Origin of the sequence: Burkholderia sp. SJZ089 (assembly GCF_007828315.1) — a bacterium.
Lineage (GTDB): Bacteria > Pseudomonadota > Gammaproteobacteria > Burkholderiales > Burkholderiaceae > Burkholderia > Burkholderia gladioli.
Genome location: NZ_VIUM01000001.1, coordinates 651,829 through 668,419, shown reverse-complemented (window position 1 = coordinate 668,419; position 16,591 = coordinate 651,829). Strand labels below are relative to the sequence as shown.

At 67.5% G+C, this 16,591-nt stretch carries 13 protein-coding genes; 11 read left to right on the top strand and 2 right to left on the bottom strand.

Annotated features, from left to right (window positions below):
* Position 1: 1 nt before the first annotated feature.
* From FB600_RS02585 to FB600_RS02560, 6 genes are all read left to right on the top strand, one after another.
* On the top strand, positions 2-1,615 hold the full coding sequence (locus FB600_RS02585) for a methyl-accepting chemotaxis protein (protein WP_096751406.1): 1,614 nt from the start codon (positions 2-4) through the stop codon (positions 1,613-1,615).
* A gap of 334 nt (positions 1,616-1,949) precedes the next feature.
* Positions 1,950-2,369 (top strand): DUF1842 domain-containing protein, encoded by a 420-nt coding sequence (locus FB600_RS02580; protein ID WP_098152767.1) that lies wholly within the window; start codon positions 1,950-1,952, stop codon positions 2,367-2,369.
* Between the two features lie 481 nt (positions 2,370-2,850).
* Entirely contained in the window at positions 2,851-3,852 is a 1,002-nt protein-coding gene (locus FB600_RS02575; RefSeq protein WP_025097879.1) for a LacI family DNA-binding transcriptional regulator, read from the top strand.
* Between the two features lie 67 nt (positions 3,853-3,919).
* Complete coding sequence (locus FB600_RS02570; RefSeq protein WP_036033741.1) at positions 3,920-5,476, top strand: sugar ABC transporter ATP-binding protein; 1,557 nt, start codon at positions 3,920-3,922, stop codon at positions 5,474-5,476.
* Positions 5,477-5,537: 61 nt separating this feature from the next.
* Entirely contained in the window at positions 5,538-6,557 is a 1,020-nt protein-coding gene (locus tag FB600_RS02565) for an ABC transporter permease subunit (RefSeq protein WP_105820798.1), read from the top strand.
* Between the two features lie 118 nt (positions 6,558-6,675).
* The gene (locus FB600_RS02560; RefSeq protein ID WP_096751404.1) at positions 6,676-7,629 is read left to right on the top strand and encodes an ABC transporter substrate-binding protein; all 954 of its coding nucleotides are present in this window, start codon (positions 6,676-6,678) and stop codon (positions 7,627-7,629) included.
* 74 nt (positions 7,630-7,703) lie between these two features.
* Here the strand turns inward: FB600_RS02560 and FB600_RS02555 are convergent, their stop codons facing one another.
* Positions 7,704-8,051, bottom strand: coding sequence for a GFA family protein (locus tag FB600_RS02555; protein WP_046582235.1), 348 nt, complete (start codon positions 8,049-8,051; stop codon positions 7,704-7,706).
* An 826-nt stretch (positions 8,052-8,877) separates the two neighbouring features.
* Between FB600_RS02555 and FB600_RS02550 the strand changes: the two genes are divergently transcribed.
* The 5 genes from FB600_RS02550 to FB600_RS02530 all read left to right on the top strand — a co-directional run bounded on the left by FB600_RS02550 (position 8,878) and on the right by FB600_RS02530 (position 15,277).
* Entirely contained in the window at positions 8,878-9,438 is a 561-nt protein-coding gene (locus tag FB600_RS02550) for a fimbrial protein (protein ID WP_036055860.1), read from the top strand.
* 92 nt (positions 9,439-9,530) lie between these two features.
* The gene (locus FB600_RS02545) at positions 9,531-10,298 is read left to right on the top strand and encodes a fimbria/pilus periplasmic chaperone (RefSeq protein ID WP_036055861.1); all 768 of its coding nucleotides are present in this window, start codon (positions 9,531-9,533) and stop codon (positions 10,296-10,298) included.
* Between the two features lie 70 nt (positions 10,299-10,368).
* Positions 10,369-12,999 (top strand): fimbria/pilus outer membrane usher protein, encoded by a 2,631-nt coding sequence (locus FB600_RS02540; protein ID WP_145756188.1) that lies wholly within the window; start codon positions 10,369-10,371, stop codon positions 12,997-12,999.
* Positions 12,987-14,138 carry a fimbrial protein gene (locus tag FB600_RS02535; protein ID WP_145756187.1) on the top strand — a complete coding sequence of 384 codons (1,152 nt, stop codon included), beginning with the start codon at positions 12,987-12,989 and terminating at the stop codon, positions 14,136-14,138. The genes FB600_RS02540 and FB600_RS02535 overlap by 13 nt, the downstream gene beginning before the upstream one ends.
* 62 nt (positions 14,139-14,200) lie before the next feature.
* Positions 14,201-15,277 carry a fimbrial protein gene (locus FB600_RS02530; RefSeq protein WP_227742791.1) on the top strand — a complete coding sequence of 359 codons (1,077 nt, stop codon included), beginning with the start codon at positions 14,201-14,203 and terminating at the stop codon, positions 15,275-15,277.
* On the opposite strand, the gene FB600_RS02525 is transcribed toward FB600_RS02530, so the two are convergent.
* Entirely contained in the window at positions 15,258-16,469 is a 1,212-nt protein-coding gene (locus FB600_RS02525) for a Bcr/CflA family efflux MFS transporter (RefSeq protein WP_145756186.1), read from the bottom strand. The genes FB600_RS02530 and FB600_RS02525 overlap by 20 nt on opposite strands.
* Between the last annotated feature and the right edge of the window lie 122 nt (positions 16,470-16,591).

The following is a 16,591-nucleotide window of genomic DNA, read 5'->3' as shown; positions in this document are numbered from 1 at the left end:
CATGTTCAGCAAAATCAAGGTTTCAACCGGCTTGCTGTGCGTCCTGGTCGCGTTCTGCGCGTTCCAGCTCGTCACGGCCGCGCTCGGTTACTGGGCGCTCACGCGCACGCACGACAACGTCATCGAGCTGTCGAACGTGGCCGTCGAGCAGATGAAGTCCGTCACCGATGCCACCCAGCAGTTGATGGACGCGCGCATCAATCTCTCGCGCGCCGGCACGCGCATGGTGAAGGGCGGCGTGGAGCCGACCGACATCGTGCAGCACGCGCGCGAGCAGCTCGGCGCGGCCGAGCAGAGCTTCGCGCGTTTCGCCGAGGCCAGCCGCGGCGAGCACGCCGCGCCCGGCGCGGCCGAGCTGGTGGATCGCTACGGCAAGTACCACGCCGCGCTCGGCGAGCTGGCGCAGTTCCTCGATGCCGGCAACGTGCAGGCCTTCCTCGACCAGCCCACCCAGTCCTTCCAGGACAACTACCTGAAGGAGGTGCGCGGCTTCGAGGCCTATGCGGGCAGCTCGGGGCGCGCCTCGCTCGACGCGATCGACGCGCGCCTGTCGCTGTTCAAGCTGGTGGGCGTGGTGATCCTGCTGTTCCTGGCCGCCGTCACGGCGGCCATCCACCTCGGGCTGCGGCGCGGGCTGGTCGCGCCGCTCGAGGAAGCGGGGCGCCACTTCGACCGGATCGCGGCCGGCAAGCTCGATACGCCGATCGCCGCGCGCGGCAGCAACGAGATCGGCCACCTGTTCGCCGGCCTGGCCAACATGCAGGCCAGCGTGGCGGGCACCGTCAGGCTGGTGCGCGAATCGGCCGACGCGATCCACCTGGGCGCCGACGAGATCGCCACCGGCAACGCCGACCTGTCGGCGCGCACCGAGAGCCAGGCCGCCTCGCTGGAGGAAACCGCCTCGAGCATGGAGGAGCTGACCTCCACCGTGCGCCACAACGCCGAGCACGCGCGCGAGGCCAACAGCCTGGCCGCCAGCGCGCTGGAGGCGACCGCCCAGGGCAGCGAGGTGGTCAACCAGGTGGTGGACAAGATGCACAGCATCGCGCAGAGCTCGGACCGCATCGCCGAGATCATCTCGGTGATCGACGGCATCGCCTTCCAGACCAATATCCTCGCGCTCAACGCGGCGGTGGAGGCGGCCCGCGCCGGCGAGCAGGGCCGCGGTTTCGCGGTGGTGGCGGGCGAGGTGCGCGGCCTGGCGCAGCGCAGCGCGCAGTCGGCCAAGGAGATCAAGGCGCTGATCAACGAATCGGTGGAGCTGATCCGCGGCGGCGCCGAGCTGGTCGAGAACGCCGGCGAGGCGATGGGCAGGGTCTCGACCACCATTTCGCGCGTGGCGCAGACCATGGAGGAGATCAGCGCTTCCTCGCGCGAGCAGAGCACCGGTATCGAGCAGGTCAACATGGCGGTCACGCAGATGGACGAGATGACCCAGCAGAACGCGGCGCTGGTGGAGGAGGCGGCCGCGGCGGCCTCCTCGCTGCACCAGCAGACCGAGCAGTTGAAGGCGGCGGTGTCGGTGTTCGAGGTGTCGGACGCAGTGATGAGGCCGGCCGCGGCGGCGATGCGGCACGAGGGGCGTCTCGCGCGAGTGGAGCGGCAGTTCGCCTGAACTCGGCCCGGTAGAGGCGGGAAACGATCGGCCCGGCGCTTCCCTGATGGGAGGGCGCCGGGCCGATTGCATTGGCTCCGATTCAAATCCATGGGTTTTGGAAAAAGCTAACCGAGTCGGATTCTATTAATTCCTCGATTAAATACCTTCCTATTATCTTGATAATCAAATCGTTACCTATGAATTCGATAACTTTTTGAGTTTAACGATTCAACCTCGTAAATCTGTCAGTGGTGATGTGAAAACCCGCATGCTAATTTTCCATCGTCCTCGATTAACTCGGGGATGACGCGGTAAAACGAAAATCGCCATTCAACCACCTACGGGGACCATCATGGCAGAACTTCATCCTTTCAATCACACCGGCAATTTCACGATCGGCAAGCCGGGCCTGCCCGGCGCTCTGCTGCTCAAGGCCATCCTCACCGTGCCGCAGGGCACCAGCCAGGTGACGGGCCACGGCGTGCTGAGCCAGGCCACCAACCCGCCGCTGCACAACCAATCGGCCTTCCACGGCTCGGTGCATTCCCTGGGCGTCGGCGGTGCCAAGCAGGTCTATGCGCTGCAAGGCACGGCGATTCCGCCGCTGCTGGGCGCGCCGCACGTCACCGAGCTGCTGATCCAACTCGACAGTGTGTGGGGCCGCGCCGGCAAGGCGTCCTATACCTACGTGCAGGGCGACACGGTCCATCGCGTCGAGGACCAGGAAGTCGCGGTCCAGTGGCTGCTGCAGGAAAACGAACGGGCCGCATGAGGCGTGTCGGCGTCATGCGCGGCGCGACTCGCCGCGCATGACGAGCGATTGAAACCCGCCCGATCCGATCGGGCGGGTTTTTATTGCCGCGATGCGAGATGGTAGTGAGTCGCTGGTTAATCCCGCTCAATGGAGACTTGGTTGCGGCGCGATGGTTTTCATTGCCGGGTGAGAAGCGGGGGCTTGATCGGAAAATCAGGGCGGGGCCGGATGTTGATTTTCGGCATTCGCGCCAATATCAATCGGCATTCCTGCCGCGCGGGCTTGGCCGGATTAATCGCCGGGCTTTGGCGCGCGGTGTTCTTTCTCTTTCGCTGATCGCTTGGCGCGGCGCGAAAATGCTCCGCGGCTGCGGGTTTTTTCCTAGACGAAAGCGCTTGCGCAAGCGCTTGCGTTCTCTATACTAGCTCGCGTTGGAGCGGGCTGGCGCTGCCTGGAGACGGCCGCGCACGGTGCCGTCCGCCGTCACGGAGAACGATGCATGGCCACGATGGAAGATGTCGCCCGCGAGGCGAATGTCTCCATGTCCACGGTTTCGCATGTGCTGAACGGCACGCGCAAGGTCAGCCCGGCGACGGTCGAGGCCGTGCGCGAGGCGATCCGCAAGACCGGCTACGTGCCGAACACGCTGGCCCAGGCGCTGGCCGGCGCGGCCTCGCGCACCATCGGCGTGGCGATCTCGGCGCTGACCAACCACTACTTCTCGGAAACGGTGCGCGCCATCGAGGCCGAGTGCGCGCGGCGCGGCCTGATGATGTTCCTGGCCGACACGCACGACGATCCGGGCCAGGAACTGCGCGTGGTGCAGGCGCTGCACCAGCGCCGCGTGGACGGCATCATCCTGGCGCCGACCGTCGGTCCCGAGCGTCGCGCGCTCGACTACCTGGAGACCGCGCGGATTCCCTCGGTGATGGTGGACCGCATCACCACCGGGCGCTTCGACCAGATCGGCGTGGAGAACCTCGAGTCGATCGCGAGCCTGGTCGCGCACCTGGTCGGGCACGGCCATCGCCGGATCGGCTTCGTGTCGGGCGCGCCCGACATCCCGACCTCGGTGGAGCGGCTCGACGGCTACCGGCTCGCGCTCGATCGCGCGGGCCTGCCCTTCGACGCCGAGCTGGTGCGATGCGGCCATTCCGACAAGGAGCCGGCGCGGCGCGCCGTGCATGCGCTGCTGGCGCTGCCCGAGCCGCCCAGCGCGATCACGGTGTCGAACAACCTGATGATGATCGGCGCGATGCATGCGCTGCGCGAGGCGGACGTGGCGGTGCCGGGCCGCATGGCCCTGGTCGGCTTCGACGATTTCGACTGGGCCGAGTACGTGAGCCCGCGGCTGACCGTGCTGGCCCAGCCGCTCGAGGAGATCGGCACGCGCGCGGTGGACCTGCTGATGCGGCGCATCGCCGAACCCGGCGGCGACTACTCGGTGCACCGGCTCGCGCCGGCGCTGCGGATACGCGATTCCTGCGGGTGCAGCGGATGAGCCGGCGCGCCGGGCCGCGCCGAGGCGCTTCGTTTTCCTTTCCTCATTGTTCCAAGCGAGGTATGTCATGACCGATGCCGTGCCGACGCCGCCGATCCTGGAGATGCGCGGCATCTGCAAGACCTTCCCTGGCGTGCGCGCGCTCGATAACGTTTGCGTCAGCGTGCGCGCCGGCGAGGTGCATGCGCTGATGGGCGAGAACGGCGCCGGCAAGTCGACGCTGATGAAGATCCTGTCGGGCGCCTATCGGGCCGATCCGGGCGGCGAGATCCTGGTCGACGGCCGGCCGGTGCAGATCGACGGGCCGCTGGCCGCGCGCGCGCTCGGCGTGGCGGTGATCTACCAGGAGCTGAGCCTGGCGCCGAACCTGAGCGTTGCCGAGAACATCCACGTCGGCCGCGAGCTGCGGCGCCGACGTTTCGGGCTGCCGACCATCGACCGCGCCGCCATGGAGCGCGACTGCGAGGACGTGCTCAAGCGCCTGGGCGCCGATTTCGGGCCGCGCACCCTGGTCGGCACGCTGTCGATCGCGAGCCAGCAGCTGGTGGAGATCGCGCGCGCGGTGCATGCGCGGGCCCGCATCCTGGTGATGGACGAGCCCACCACGCCGCTGTCCTCGCGCGAGACCGACCGCCTGTTCGCGCTGATCCGCCAGTTGCGCGAGGAGGGGCTGGCGATCATCTACATCAGCCATCGCATGGCCGAGATCTACGAGCTGTCCGACCGCGTCTCGGTGCTGCGCGACGGCAGCTACGTGGGCACGCTCGAGCGCGAGGCGCTGTCGGCCGAGCGGCTGGTGCAGATGATGGTCGGGCGCGACATGTCGGGCTTCTACAAGAAGGCGCATGCGCCCTACGATCCGGGCCGGCTGCTGCTGTCGGTGCGCGACATCGCCGACGGCGCGCGCGTGCGCGGCTGCAGCCTCGAGCTGCACGCCGGCGAGGTGCTCGGCATCGCGGGCCTGGTGGGCGCGGGGCGCACCGAGCTGGCGCGGCTGATCTTCGGCGCCGAAGCCCGCACGCGCGGCTCGATCGAGATCGAGGGCAGGGCGCTGGCGATGCGCACGCCGCGCGAGGCGATCGAGGCGGGCCTGGTCTACCTGACCGAGGACCGCAAGCGCCAGGGCCTGTTCCTCGACATGAGCGTGCTCGGCAACATCAACATCGCCGTGTGCGGGCGCGACGCGCGCGCCGGCGGCGTGCTCGACCGCGCGCGCGGCGCGCAGCGCGCCAGGCAGGCGATCGCCTCGCTGTCGATCCGCGTGCCGAACGCGCGCATCCACGTGGGGGCGCTGTCGGGCGGCAACCAGCAGAAGGTGCTGCTCTCGCGCCTGCTGGAGACGCAGCCGCGCATCCTGATCCTCGACGAGCCCACCCGCGGCGTCGATATCGGCGCGAAGTCCGAGATCTACCGGATCATCAACGAGCTGGCCAAGGCGGGCGTGGGCGTGATCGTGATCTCCAGCGAGCTGCCCGAGCTGATCGGCGTGGCCGATCGCGTGCTGGTGATGCGCGAGGGCGAGATCGTCGGCGAGCTGGGCGGGCATACCGGCAGCGCGCTCACGCAGGAGGCCGTGATCGCGCTGGCCACCGGCTCCGGCGAGCCGCTCGACGCGGCGGCCTGAGGCGCGAGCGCCTGCGCATCACCTCACGGGCATCCCTATTCGATATCAGCAGGAGGACGACATGAACGATCACAGCCAACCCGGCGCCGCCGACGCGGGCCCGGCCCGGCGCGAGACGCGCGCCGACGCGGGCTACCGCGCCCGCATGCAGTCGCTGATGCGCACCGCCGGCATGCTGCCGGTGCTGGTGCTGCTCTGCCTGGGCTTCGGCTTGCTGACCGACGGTTTCGCGAGCTGGCAGAACATCTCGATCGTGGCCCAGCAGGCCTCGATCAATATCGTGCTGGCCGCCGGCATGACCTTCGTGATCCTGACGGGCGGCATCGACCTGTCGGTCGGCTCGGTGCTGGCCGCCGCCGCGGTGGCCTCGCTGCTGGGCTCGAACATCGCCGGCTGGGGCTGGCTGGGCGTGCCGATCGCGCTGGCGGTGGGGCTCGTGTTCGGGCTCGTCAACGGCTCGCTGATCGCCTTCCTGCGCCTGCCGCCCTTCATCGTCACGCTCGGCGCGCTGACCGCGGTGCGCGGCGTGGCGCGCCTGCTCGGCAACGATTCGACCATCTTCAACCCGCAGTTGCCGTTCGCCTTCATCGGCAACGGCGCGATCCTCGGCGTGCCCTGGCTGGTGGTGATCGCGCTGGTGGTGGTGGCCGCCGCCTGGTTCATCCTGCGCCGCACGGTGCTGGGCATGCGCATCTACTCGGTGGGGGGCAATCGCGAGGCGGCGCGCCTGTCGGGCATCAACGTGCGCGCCATCGAGCTGTTCGTGTACGGGGCCTCGGGGCTGCTGGCCGGGCTCGGCGCGCTGATGTCGGCGGCGCGCCTGTATGCCGCCAACGGCCTGCAGCTCGGCCAGTCCTACGAGCTCGACGCGATCGCGGCGGTGATCCTCGGCGGCACCAGCTTCGTGGGCGGGGTGGGTTCCATCGTCGGCACCCTGATCGGCGCGCTGATCATCGCGGTGCTGTCCAACGGCCTGGTGCTGCTCGGCGTGTCCGACATCTGGCAGTACATCATCAAGGGCCTGGTGATCATCGGCGCGGTGGCGCTCGACCGCTACCGGCAGAGCTCGGCGCATACCTGAAGCGAGGCACCTGCCAGCTTGTTCATGCGGGCCGGGCGGAACCGGCCCGTCCTCGACAGCGGCGCGACGTCGGGTCCCGCGCGCCCGTTTCCCTCATCGACCCACGGAGACAAACCTCATGTTGAAGCTCAAGAGCTCGTTGCGGACCGGCGCGGCCTGCGCGCTGCTGTTCGCCGCCGGCGCGGCCCAGCTCGCCCAGGCGGCGGACAAGCCGCTGAAGTCGATCGGCATCACGGTCGGCTCGCTCGGCAACCCGTATTTCGTGACGGTGGTGAAGGGCGCCGAGGCGCAGGCCAAGGCCATCAACCCGAACGTGAAGGTCACCGCGATCTCGGCCGACTGGGACCTGAACAAGCAGTTCACGCAGATCGACAACTTCATCGCCGCCCATGTCGACCTGATCCTGCTCAACGCGGCCGATCCGAAGGCGATCCTGCCGGCCGTGAAGAAGGCGCAGGCGGCCGGTATCGCGGTGGTGGCGGTGGACGTGGCCGCGGCCGGCGCCGATGCCACGGTGCAGACCAACAACGTCAAGGCGGGCGAGCTGGCCTGCGACTACCTGGTGAAGAAGATCGGCGGCAAGGGCAACGTGATCATCGAGAACGGGCCGCAGGTGTCGGCCGTGATCGACCGCGTGAACGGCTGCAAGGGCGTGCTGGCGAAGAATCCCGGCATCAAGCTGCTGTCCTCGGACCAGAACGGCAACGGCTCGCGCGACGGCGGCCTGGCGGCGATGCAGGGCTACCTGACGCGCTTTCCCAAGCTCGACGGCGTGTTCGCGATCAACGACCCGCAGGCGATCGGCACCGACCTGGCGGCCAAGCAGTTCAATCGCGGCAATATCGTGATCACCTCGGTGGACGGCGCGCCCGACATCGAGGCGGCGCTGAAGTCGAATTCGCTGATCCAGGCCTCGGCGAGCCAGGACCCCTACGCGATGGCCAAGGAGGCCGTGACGGTCGGTTATGGCGTGATGAACGGCAAGAAGCCGGCCAATCCGATGATCCTGCTGGAGCCCTCGCTGATCACGCGCGACAACGTCGGCAGCTACAAGGGCTGGAGCTCGCACTGAGCCCGGCCTGACGGGGCGGTACCGAAGAAGCCGGCCGGCGCCGCGCCTTGCGCGGCCCGGCCGGCTTTGGCGTTTCAGTGCGCGCGCCCGTCGTAATGCGTGACGGGGATCGCCTCGAGGTCGATCTCCTCGATGCAGCGCAGGTTGACGGCGGTCATCGGGCGTCCATCCGGGGCCGCGCCGTCCGCATAGGGGTGGATCCCGCAGGCGGGGCAGAAGCGATGCCGGATCACGTGCGTATTGAAGCGGTAGCTGCTGGCATCCTGCTCAGGTGTCAGCAATTCGAAATCTTCCCGCGGCACGAACCACAGCAGCGAGCCCTTGCGCCGGCAGATCGAGCAGTTGCAGGCCATCGCGCCGGCCGGCTCGCCCCGCACGCGGAACGCCACGCGTCCGCAATGACAGCTTCCCTCGTAACTCATGCGCGCCTCCTGATGATCGAGTGACGCCAGTCACTATAGGCGATGGCTCGTCGCGCGCCGCGCTTTTCCGGCGCCGGGGCATGCTGCACTGCAATCAGGACGCATAAGGCGGATACCGTTATCCAAAGCGAGTCCGATTATCGATTGGCCGGGTGATTATCGAAATCCTGTCATTGGTTTTCGATAACGGTAAAGGCTGAATATCGGGATGTTTGAAATAATCGAATCGGATGGATGGGATTTATTTTAAATCGACGAACGTCATGTGCTCGATTTGTCGAGTCTGTCTATTTTTGTCGTTGTTGACGATTTGACACAGTCTCGGATTGTCAAAAACATTTGACAATATTCGTCGTTGGTTTCGATTCGGGAGGAATCCGTTGTTTTATCTTTTGGGACTTGATGATTGATTCCGACGGGTTGCGGGTGAGGCTTGGCGGGCAGGGCGGAAGGTGGCTTCCGGACTGCCATTCCGGATTGCGTGAAATCCCTGGAAAGCCCGTGTAACAAGGTGTTTCGGCGATTTTTCGAATTTCGTCGGAAGAGTGATGGCAGTGAAAACCTTCTGTTCCTGTACGCGTCGTCGGGGTGTCCCGCAAACGTTTAATTTACATACTAAATATTCTGCGCTTAACAATGCTTTACAGTATTAGTTGCATGGTTCTATTAGGATTCGCCCAGTCCAAGGGTGACCGTTCCGAAACAAAACACATCCGGACGCGTGATGTTTATTTCGGGGTTGCCATTGGATGTCGAGCGGCGATATTGATGTGAAGATAGTCGCGGCGTCGCATATCCATCCAGATAGTTTGTGAGACCAATCACCATGCAAACCAAGCTCATTTCCGCCCTGCTGATCGCGGGCGCCGCCACGGCTTCGCAAGTCGCCTTCGCCGCCGACGGCACGATCACGTTCTCCGGCAACGTGACCGCCCAGACCTGCACCATCAACGGCAATGGCAGCGGCTCGAAGAACTTCACCGTGACGCTGCCGACCGTGTCGGCCAGCTCGCTGGCCACCGCCGGCGCCACCGCCGGTGCCACGCCGTTCAACATCGCCCTGACGGCCTGCACGCCGACCACCGGCACCAACGCCGTCAAGGCCGTGCACGCCTACTTCGAGGCAGGCCCGACGATCGACACCACCACCGGCAACCTGATCCTCGCTTCGGGCGGCGCCACCAACGTCGAGATCCAACTGCTGAACGCCGCCGACCAGTCGGCCGTCAAGCTCGGCCAGGCCGATGCCTCGCAGAACTCGAAGCCGGTGAACGTCAGCACGGGCGGCGCGGCCACCCTGCAGTTCTACGCGCAATACTATGCAACCGGCGCGGCAACGGCCGGCGCGGCGAACTCGAGCGTGATGTACACCATCGCCTACCAGTAAGCTGACGCATAGTCATACGAAGTAACCAGCGGGGCGGGGCGAACCAGCCGTTCGCTTCCCCCACTCGCACGTTTTCTGCATCGATCCATGCCATGAAGCTCCGCAAAGCACTCAGATTCGCGATCGCCACTGCCTGCGTCGCGTGGTTCAGCCAGCTCACGACGCCCGCCGAAGCCTCGGTGGTGATCGGCGGCACGCGCGTGATCTACGGCGCGAGCGAGCCGGAAGTCACGATCAAGCTGTCCAACGAGGGGCAAGCGCCCGCGCTGGTGCAATCGTGGGTCGATGCAGGCGACGTGAAATCCGCGCCGTCCACCACCAAGGTGCCCTTCGTGGTCACGCCGCCGATCTCGCGGATCGATCCGAGCAAGTCGCAGACGCTGCGCATCGTCTATACCGGCGAGCCGCTGCCGAAGGATCGCGAATCGGTGTTCTGGCTCGACGTGCTCGAAGTGCCGCCCAAGCCGAGCGCCGCCGAGGCCGACATGAACCGCATCCAGCTGGCCTTCCGTTCGCGCATCAAGCTGTTCTATCGCCCCGACAACCTCAAGGGCAAGTCGGCCGATGCGCCTTCGCAGCTCGCCTGGCGCCTCACCCAGGTGGACGGCAAGCCGGCCCTGGAAGCGCGCAATCCCACGCCGTACTACGTGTCGGTGATCGGCATCACGCTGCAGTCGGGCGCCCGCAAGGCCACCGCCGACGACAGCGGCATGATCGGCCCGGGCGAGACGCACATGTTCCCGCTCTCGGGCGACGCGCTCGAGGCGGCCGGCGCCAGCGTGCACTACACCACGCTGAACGACTACGGCGCTTCGGTCGATGGCGACACGCCCCTGGGAGGCGCGGCCTCCTCGAAATGAGGCCTGACCGACTCCCCCGTCGAGTGAGTCGCGCGTAGCGCGCCACGTCCTTCCCCACGCAAGACCGTCCATGCCCGCCAGGGCAGGGCGCAGCCTTGCCCACGTTTCGGCCGCCATCGTGAACCAACGCACCTCCTCCTTGCCGCTGTCCATGCCCTGGCGTCCGCGTCCGTGCTGCGTGCTCGCGCTGTCGATGTTCGTCTCGACGGGCGCGATGGCCGCGACCACCGCGGGCAGCATGCAGGTGGCGGAAGTTCAGTTCAACGACCTGTTCCTGCAGCATCCGGACGGCGTGAAGGTGGACGTGAGCCGTTTCGACAAGGGCAACGTGGCGGCGCCGGGTTCGTATCGCGCGGACCTGTTCGTCAATACCAACTGGATCGGCCGCGCCGAGATCACGCTGCGCCAGATCGGCGGCGACACGGGCAACGTGCAGCCCTGCTTCGATCGCGAGCTGCTGCAGCAGGTGGGCGTGGACATCTCGAAGCTGTCGCCCGAGGCCACCAAGCTGCTGACCGAGCCGGGCGCGAGCTGCGCGACCCTCGGCATGCTGGTGCCGGACGGCGTGGCGACTTTCGACAACGGCGAGCAGCGCCTGGACGTCAGCATTCCGCAGGCCTCGCTGAGCCGCGAGGCGCGCGGCTACGTGGACCCGCGCTACTGGGACGAGGGCGTGCCCGCCGCGCTGCTGTCTTACAACGGCAATGCCTATCGCTCCGACAACCAGGGTTCGTCGGCCACCCAGGCCTACATGGGCCTGACCGCGGGCCTGAACTTCGGCCCCTGGCGCTTCCGCCACAACGGCAACCTCACCTACGACTCGCACGGCGGCACGCACTACCAGAGCGTGCAGACCAGCCTGCAGCGCTCGATCGCGCGCCTGAAGTCGCAGTTCGTGATCGGCGACGCGTTCACCGACGGCACCATGTTCGACAGCGTGGGCTTCCGCGGCGTGCAGATCGCCAGCGACGAGCGCATGTATCCCGAGTCGCAGCGCGGCTACGCGCCGACCATCCACGGCATCGCCAACAGCAATGCGCTGGTGCAGGTGCGCCAGAACGGCAACATCATCTACAGCACCAACGTGGCCACCGGCCCGTTCGAGATCAACGATCTCTACCCGACCGGCTACGGCGGCGACCTCGACGTGGTGGTGACCGAGGCCGACGGCAGCATCCACACCTTCAAGGTGCCGTATGCCTCGGCCGTGAACTCGCTGCGCCCGGGCATCACGCACTTCAGCGTGACGGCCGGCGTGTACCGCAATCCGCTGCTGTCGAGCAAGCCGGCGCTGTTCCAGGCCACGATCCAGCACGGCTTCACCAACCTGATCACCGGCTACGGCGGCGTGACGGCCGCGCGCGGCTACCTGGCCGGGGTGATCGGCGCGGCGCTCAACACCGAGCTGGGCTCCTTCGCGCTCGACATCACGCAGGCCAATACCGAACTGCCGGGCATGGCCTCGCGCCACGGGCAGAGCGTGCGGATCTCCTACAGCAAGCTGATCAGCCCGACCAACACCAACGTGACGGTGGCCGCCTATCGCTACTCGAGCAGCGGCTACCTCGGCCTGCAGGACGCGATGCAGCTGCGCGATCCGCAGACGGGCGGCGTGAACGGGCTGCTCTCGGGCGGCATCCGCCGCGGGCAGTTCCAGGTGACGCTGAACCAGAGCCTGCCCGAAGGCTGGGGCTCGTTCTACCTGTCGGGCTCGACGGTCAACTACTGGAACCGCGGCGGCAACGACACGCAGTACCAGGCCGGCTACAACAACAACTTCAAGCGCATCAACTACGGCGTATCGGCCTCGCGCCAGTTCGACGTGACCCAGAACCGCTGGGACAACCGCTTCATGCTGAACCTGTCGATCCCGCTGAACCTGGGCTCGCACGTGGTGTATTCGTCCACCAGCCTGCAGCGCGACACCGGCGGCGCGACCGTGGTCCAGCAGTCGCTGACGGGCTCGCTGGGCGTGGACAACGCGCTCAGCTACGGCGTGAACGTGGGCCACACCACGGGCGGCGGCGCGAATTCGACCACCAACGTGGGCGGCAACGTCTCCTACATGTCGCCGTACGCGACCTTCACGGGCAATGCCTCGAAGGGCACCGGCTTCACGCAGTACGGCGCCGGCATCTCGGGCGGCGTGGTGGCCTATTCCGGCGGCGTGGCCTTCACGCCGACCATGGGCGAGACGGTGGCGATCGTCGAGGCCAAGGATGCCGCCGGGGCGCGCGTGACGACCGGCAGCGGGCTGCGCATCGATCCGTTCGGCCATGCGATCGTGTCGAGCCTCACGCCGTTCTCGACCAACGAGATCGAGATCGACCCGAAGGGCCTGCCGATGAGCGTCGAGCTGAAGACCAGCGCGCAGCACACGGCGCCGACCGCGGGCGCGGTGGTGCGCCTGAAGTTCGAGACCGAGGGCGGCGGGCGCTCGGTGATCATGCGCGCGCGCATGAGCGACGGCCAGCCGGTGCCGTTCGGCGCCGAGGTGAACGACGCGAGCGGTCAGAACGTCGGCACGGTGGCGCAGGAAGGCCGCATCGTGCTGCGCGGGCTGAAGAGCGATACGGGCACGCTGAGCGTGAAGTGGGGCGAGACGGCCGCCGATGGCTGCTCGCTGTCGTACAAGCTGCCGGTCGCGGACAAGGCGAGCAAGCAACGCTGGACCGACGCGGAGGCGGTATGCGCGAAGTGAACGAGGGGTGGGCGATGGGCCTGGGAGAGAGCGGGAAGCGGGTTGGGAAGCCGGCGAAGATCGGCCGCCTGCTGTTCTGGCTGTTCACGATGGCGGTGATGATGCTCGGGCTGGGCTCGCGCACGGCGCTCGCGCAGAGCGCTACCTGCTCGGGGAGCGCACAAACGGTTCCGATCTCGATGCCCGCTTCGATCACGGTGCCGCGCGATGCCGCGAACGGCACGATACTCACCTCCTGGGTATCCACGGCGGCCACGACCAATTACTACAACTGCACGGTGGTGCCGGTGGGCAATACCGTGCGCCCCGCATCGGGCATGGCCTTCGAGCCGCTGTCCATGACCAAGGCGGGCTTGAGCGTGACCGGGCCGAATGGCGCGGCGTACACGGTCTGGAACACCAACGTGCCGGGAGTCGGCATCGCGATCGGCGTGCGCTCGTACGTGAACGGTTGCGGCTGGCAGGCCTGGGGCGACCTGGGCACGCGCTCGGGTTTCCTGCCGTCGCCATGGAAGGGGAGCGCCTGCAACGCCAACGGTTCGGTCGCCAACGGCGGCCAAGCGCAAATGGCACTGGTCAAGACCGGTACCATTGCCGCCGGCACCGTCTCGGGCGGTGTGCTGTTCGAGGGCGCCTCGGTCACCGCCATGGACCTCAACGGGCCCTATACCATCGCCACCTCGGGCCGCAAGTCGTTCTCGCCGAGCCAGACCATCATCAACGTGGCGGCCTGCACCACGCCGAACGTGACGGTCACCATGGGTTCGTACAAGCAGTCGGCTTTCACCGGCGTGGGGTCGACCACGCCGGCGGTGGCCTTCAACGTGGGCGTCAATGCCTGCCCGGCCGGCTTGAACTCGATCCAGTACCAGTTCATCCCGGTCAACGCGGTGCTCGACACCACCAATGGCGTGCTGGCGCTGTCGAGCGACTCGACGGCCGCGGGCATCGGCTTGCAATTGAAGGACAACAGCGGCAAGGCCTTGAAGTACAACACGCAGTACACGCTGACGAGCTACAACAGCTCGACGGGCGGTTCCTACACGATTCCGCTCACGGCCAACTACTACCAGACCTCGGCCAGCGTGACGCCGGGTAGCGCGAATGCGGTGCTGACCTTTACCATGACGTACCAGTAGGTTGCGCAGCAGGTTTTGACGAATACGGAGGTATCGCGAGCATGTCGGATTGGATACGGCGATTGAGCCATCTTCATCGCCACGGCGCTTCGGCGGCGTGGCGGCTCGCGGCGCGCTGCGCGGCCCTGCTGGTCCTCGCGCTGTCCTCGCACGCGGCCTGGGCGACCGCCAGTTGCTCGAGCACGGCGCAGACCTTCACGGTGTCGATGCCGTCCTCGATCACGGTGCCGCGCGATGCGGCGGTCGGCACGGTGTTGACGACCTGGGTGTCGACTTCGGCCACCACCAATTACTTCAACTGCACGCTGAGCGGTTCGGGCGCAACGGGAACCGGCTTCGAGCCCTTGTCGCTGAGCAAGGCGGGGCAGACGGTGGCCAGTCCTCACGGAACCTATACAGTGTGGAATACCAACGTGCCCGGCGTCGGTATCGCGATTGGCATCCGCCCTTACGTGAACGGTTGCGGCTGGCAACCATGGAACGATCTAGGCACGCCATCCTCGTTCTTCCCGAATCCGTGGGTCGGCTCTGCCTGCAATGGTGGGGGCTCGGTCACCAACGGCGGCCAGGCCGAGATGGCCCTGGTCAAGACCGGGCCGATCACGGCGGGCACGGTCAACGGCGGCGTGCTGTTCGAGGCCGCCGCGGCCGTCTCGCAGGGCGGCGGCTACACCATGCAGAGCGGGCGCAAGTCCTTCTCGCTGACGCAAACCATCATCAACGTGGCGGCCTGCACCACGCCGAACGTGACGGTCGACATGGGCTCGTACAAGCAGTCGGCCTTCACCGGGGTGGGTTCGACCACGCCGGCGGTGGCCTTCAAGGTGGGCGTCAATGCCTGCCCGGCCGGCCTGAATTCCATCCAGTACCAGTTCATCCCCGTCAACGCGGTGCTCGACAGCACCAACGGCGTGCTGGCCCTGTCGAGCGACTCGACCGCCAGCGGCATCGGCCTGCAACTGAAGGACAGCAGCGGCAAGGCGCTCAAGTACAACAGCCAATACACGCTGACGAGCTACAGCAGCGCGACGGGCGGCACCTACACGATTCCGCTCACCGCCAACTACTACCAGACCTCGGCCAGCGTGACGCCCGGCAGCGCGAATGCGGTGCTGACCTTCACGATGACGTATCACTGATCGCGCGGCGATAGACCCATAGCGCCGCCATGGCCAGCAGCAGGCAGGCGCCGATCATGATCGACAGGCTGCGCGCCTGGGGCAGCACTTCGTTGAGCCGCGACATGCGGCCGACCATCAGGGCCGTGACCGCCGCCTGGGAGAAACCGAGCAGGGCGGAGCTGGTGCCGCGCAGCAGCGGGAACCGCGCCAAGGTGCGTGCCACGCCGATCGTCAACAGGGTGCCGTTGGCGGCCACCAGCAGCGCGGCGGCCAGCAGCAGCCCGGCCGCACCGAGCGGCCGGCCCGCGACGCCCCAGCCCGCCAGCAGCACGGCGCCGGCCGCGAACAGCGCCGTGCCGGCGGTGACGATGGCGCGATCGCCGGCGCGCGGCGCGAGCCGCCGGCCGACGGCGCTTCCCAGCACGAAGCCCGCGGTGACGGGCAGGTAGGCGTAACTGATCGCGCGCGGCGTGTAGCCGAGCGCGAGCAGCAGCAGCGGCGCCTGGAACAGGTACAGGAAGTAGGCCGCATAGGCCGCGCAGGCCAGCGCGCAGAACGACACGAAGCGCCGCGAACGCGCCAGCGCGAGCCACGAACTCATCCATTGCCGTGCCGCCCCGCCAGCGGGCGCGGGGCGATGCGTTTCCGGCACGAAGCCCCAGGTCAGCGCGAAGGCGAGAGCGCCGACGCCGGCCAGCGCCGCGAAGATCGCGCGCCAGCCCGCCAGCGCCGCGATCCACTCGCCGACGATCGGCGCCAGCGCGGGCGACACCACCATCACCGGCACCACCACCGAGATCGCGCGCGTCGCCGCTTCGAGCGGCAGCGCGTCGAACGCGATGCTGCGCCACAGCGCGACCGGAATCCCGGAGGCCAGGCCCTGCGCGAAGCGGCAGGCCGACAGCGTGGCGAGATCGTGCGCGCCGGCCATGGCGAGGCTGGTCGCGGCGTGCAGGGCCAGGGCGGCGAGCAGCGGCCGGCGGCGCCCATGACGATCGGACAGCGGCCCGCAGACCAGCAGCGACAGGGCGAGGCCGGCGAAGTAACTGTCGAACAGCCGCTGGGTGGCGGCCACCGACACCGCCAGGGCGCTCGCGATGGCCGGCAGCGCGGGCAGGAACAGGTCCGACGACAGCATCGGCAGGAAGGCGACCAGGGTAAGGCAGGCGGTCAGCCGGGCGGGGCGATCGGCGAGCGAAATCTCGGGCATGGCAAAGGGCGGGGCCGCGAACGGGAAGTGCGCAGTCTAGGCGGGTGCGCCGCGCACGGCTGGCAGGCGATGCGCGAAGGCTGGCAGGAAATGCGCATCGCCCCCGCGCGGCGCTTTTTTTC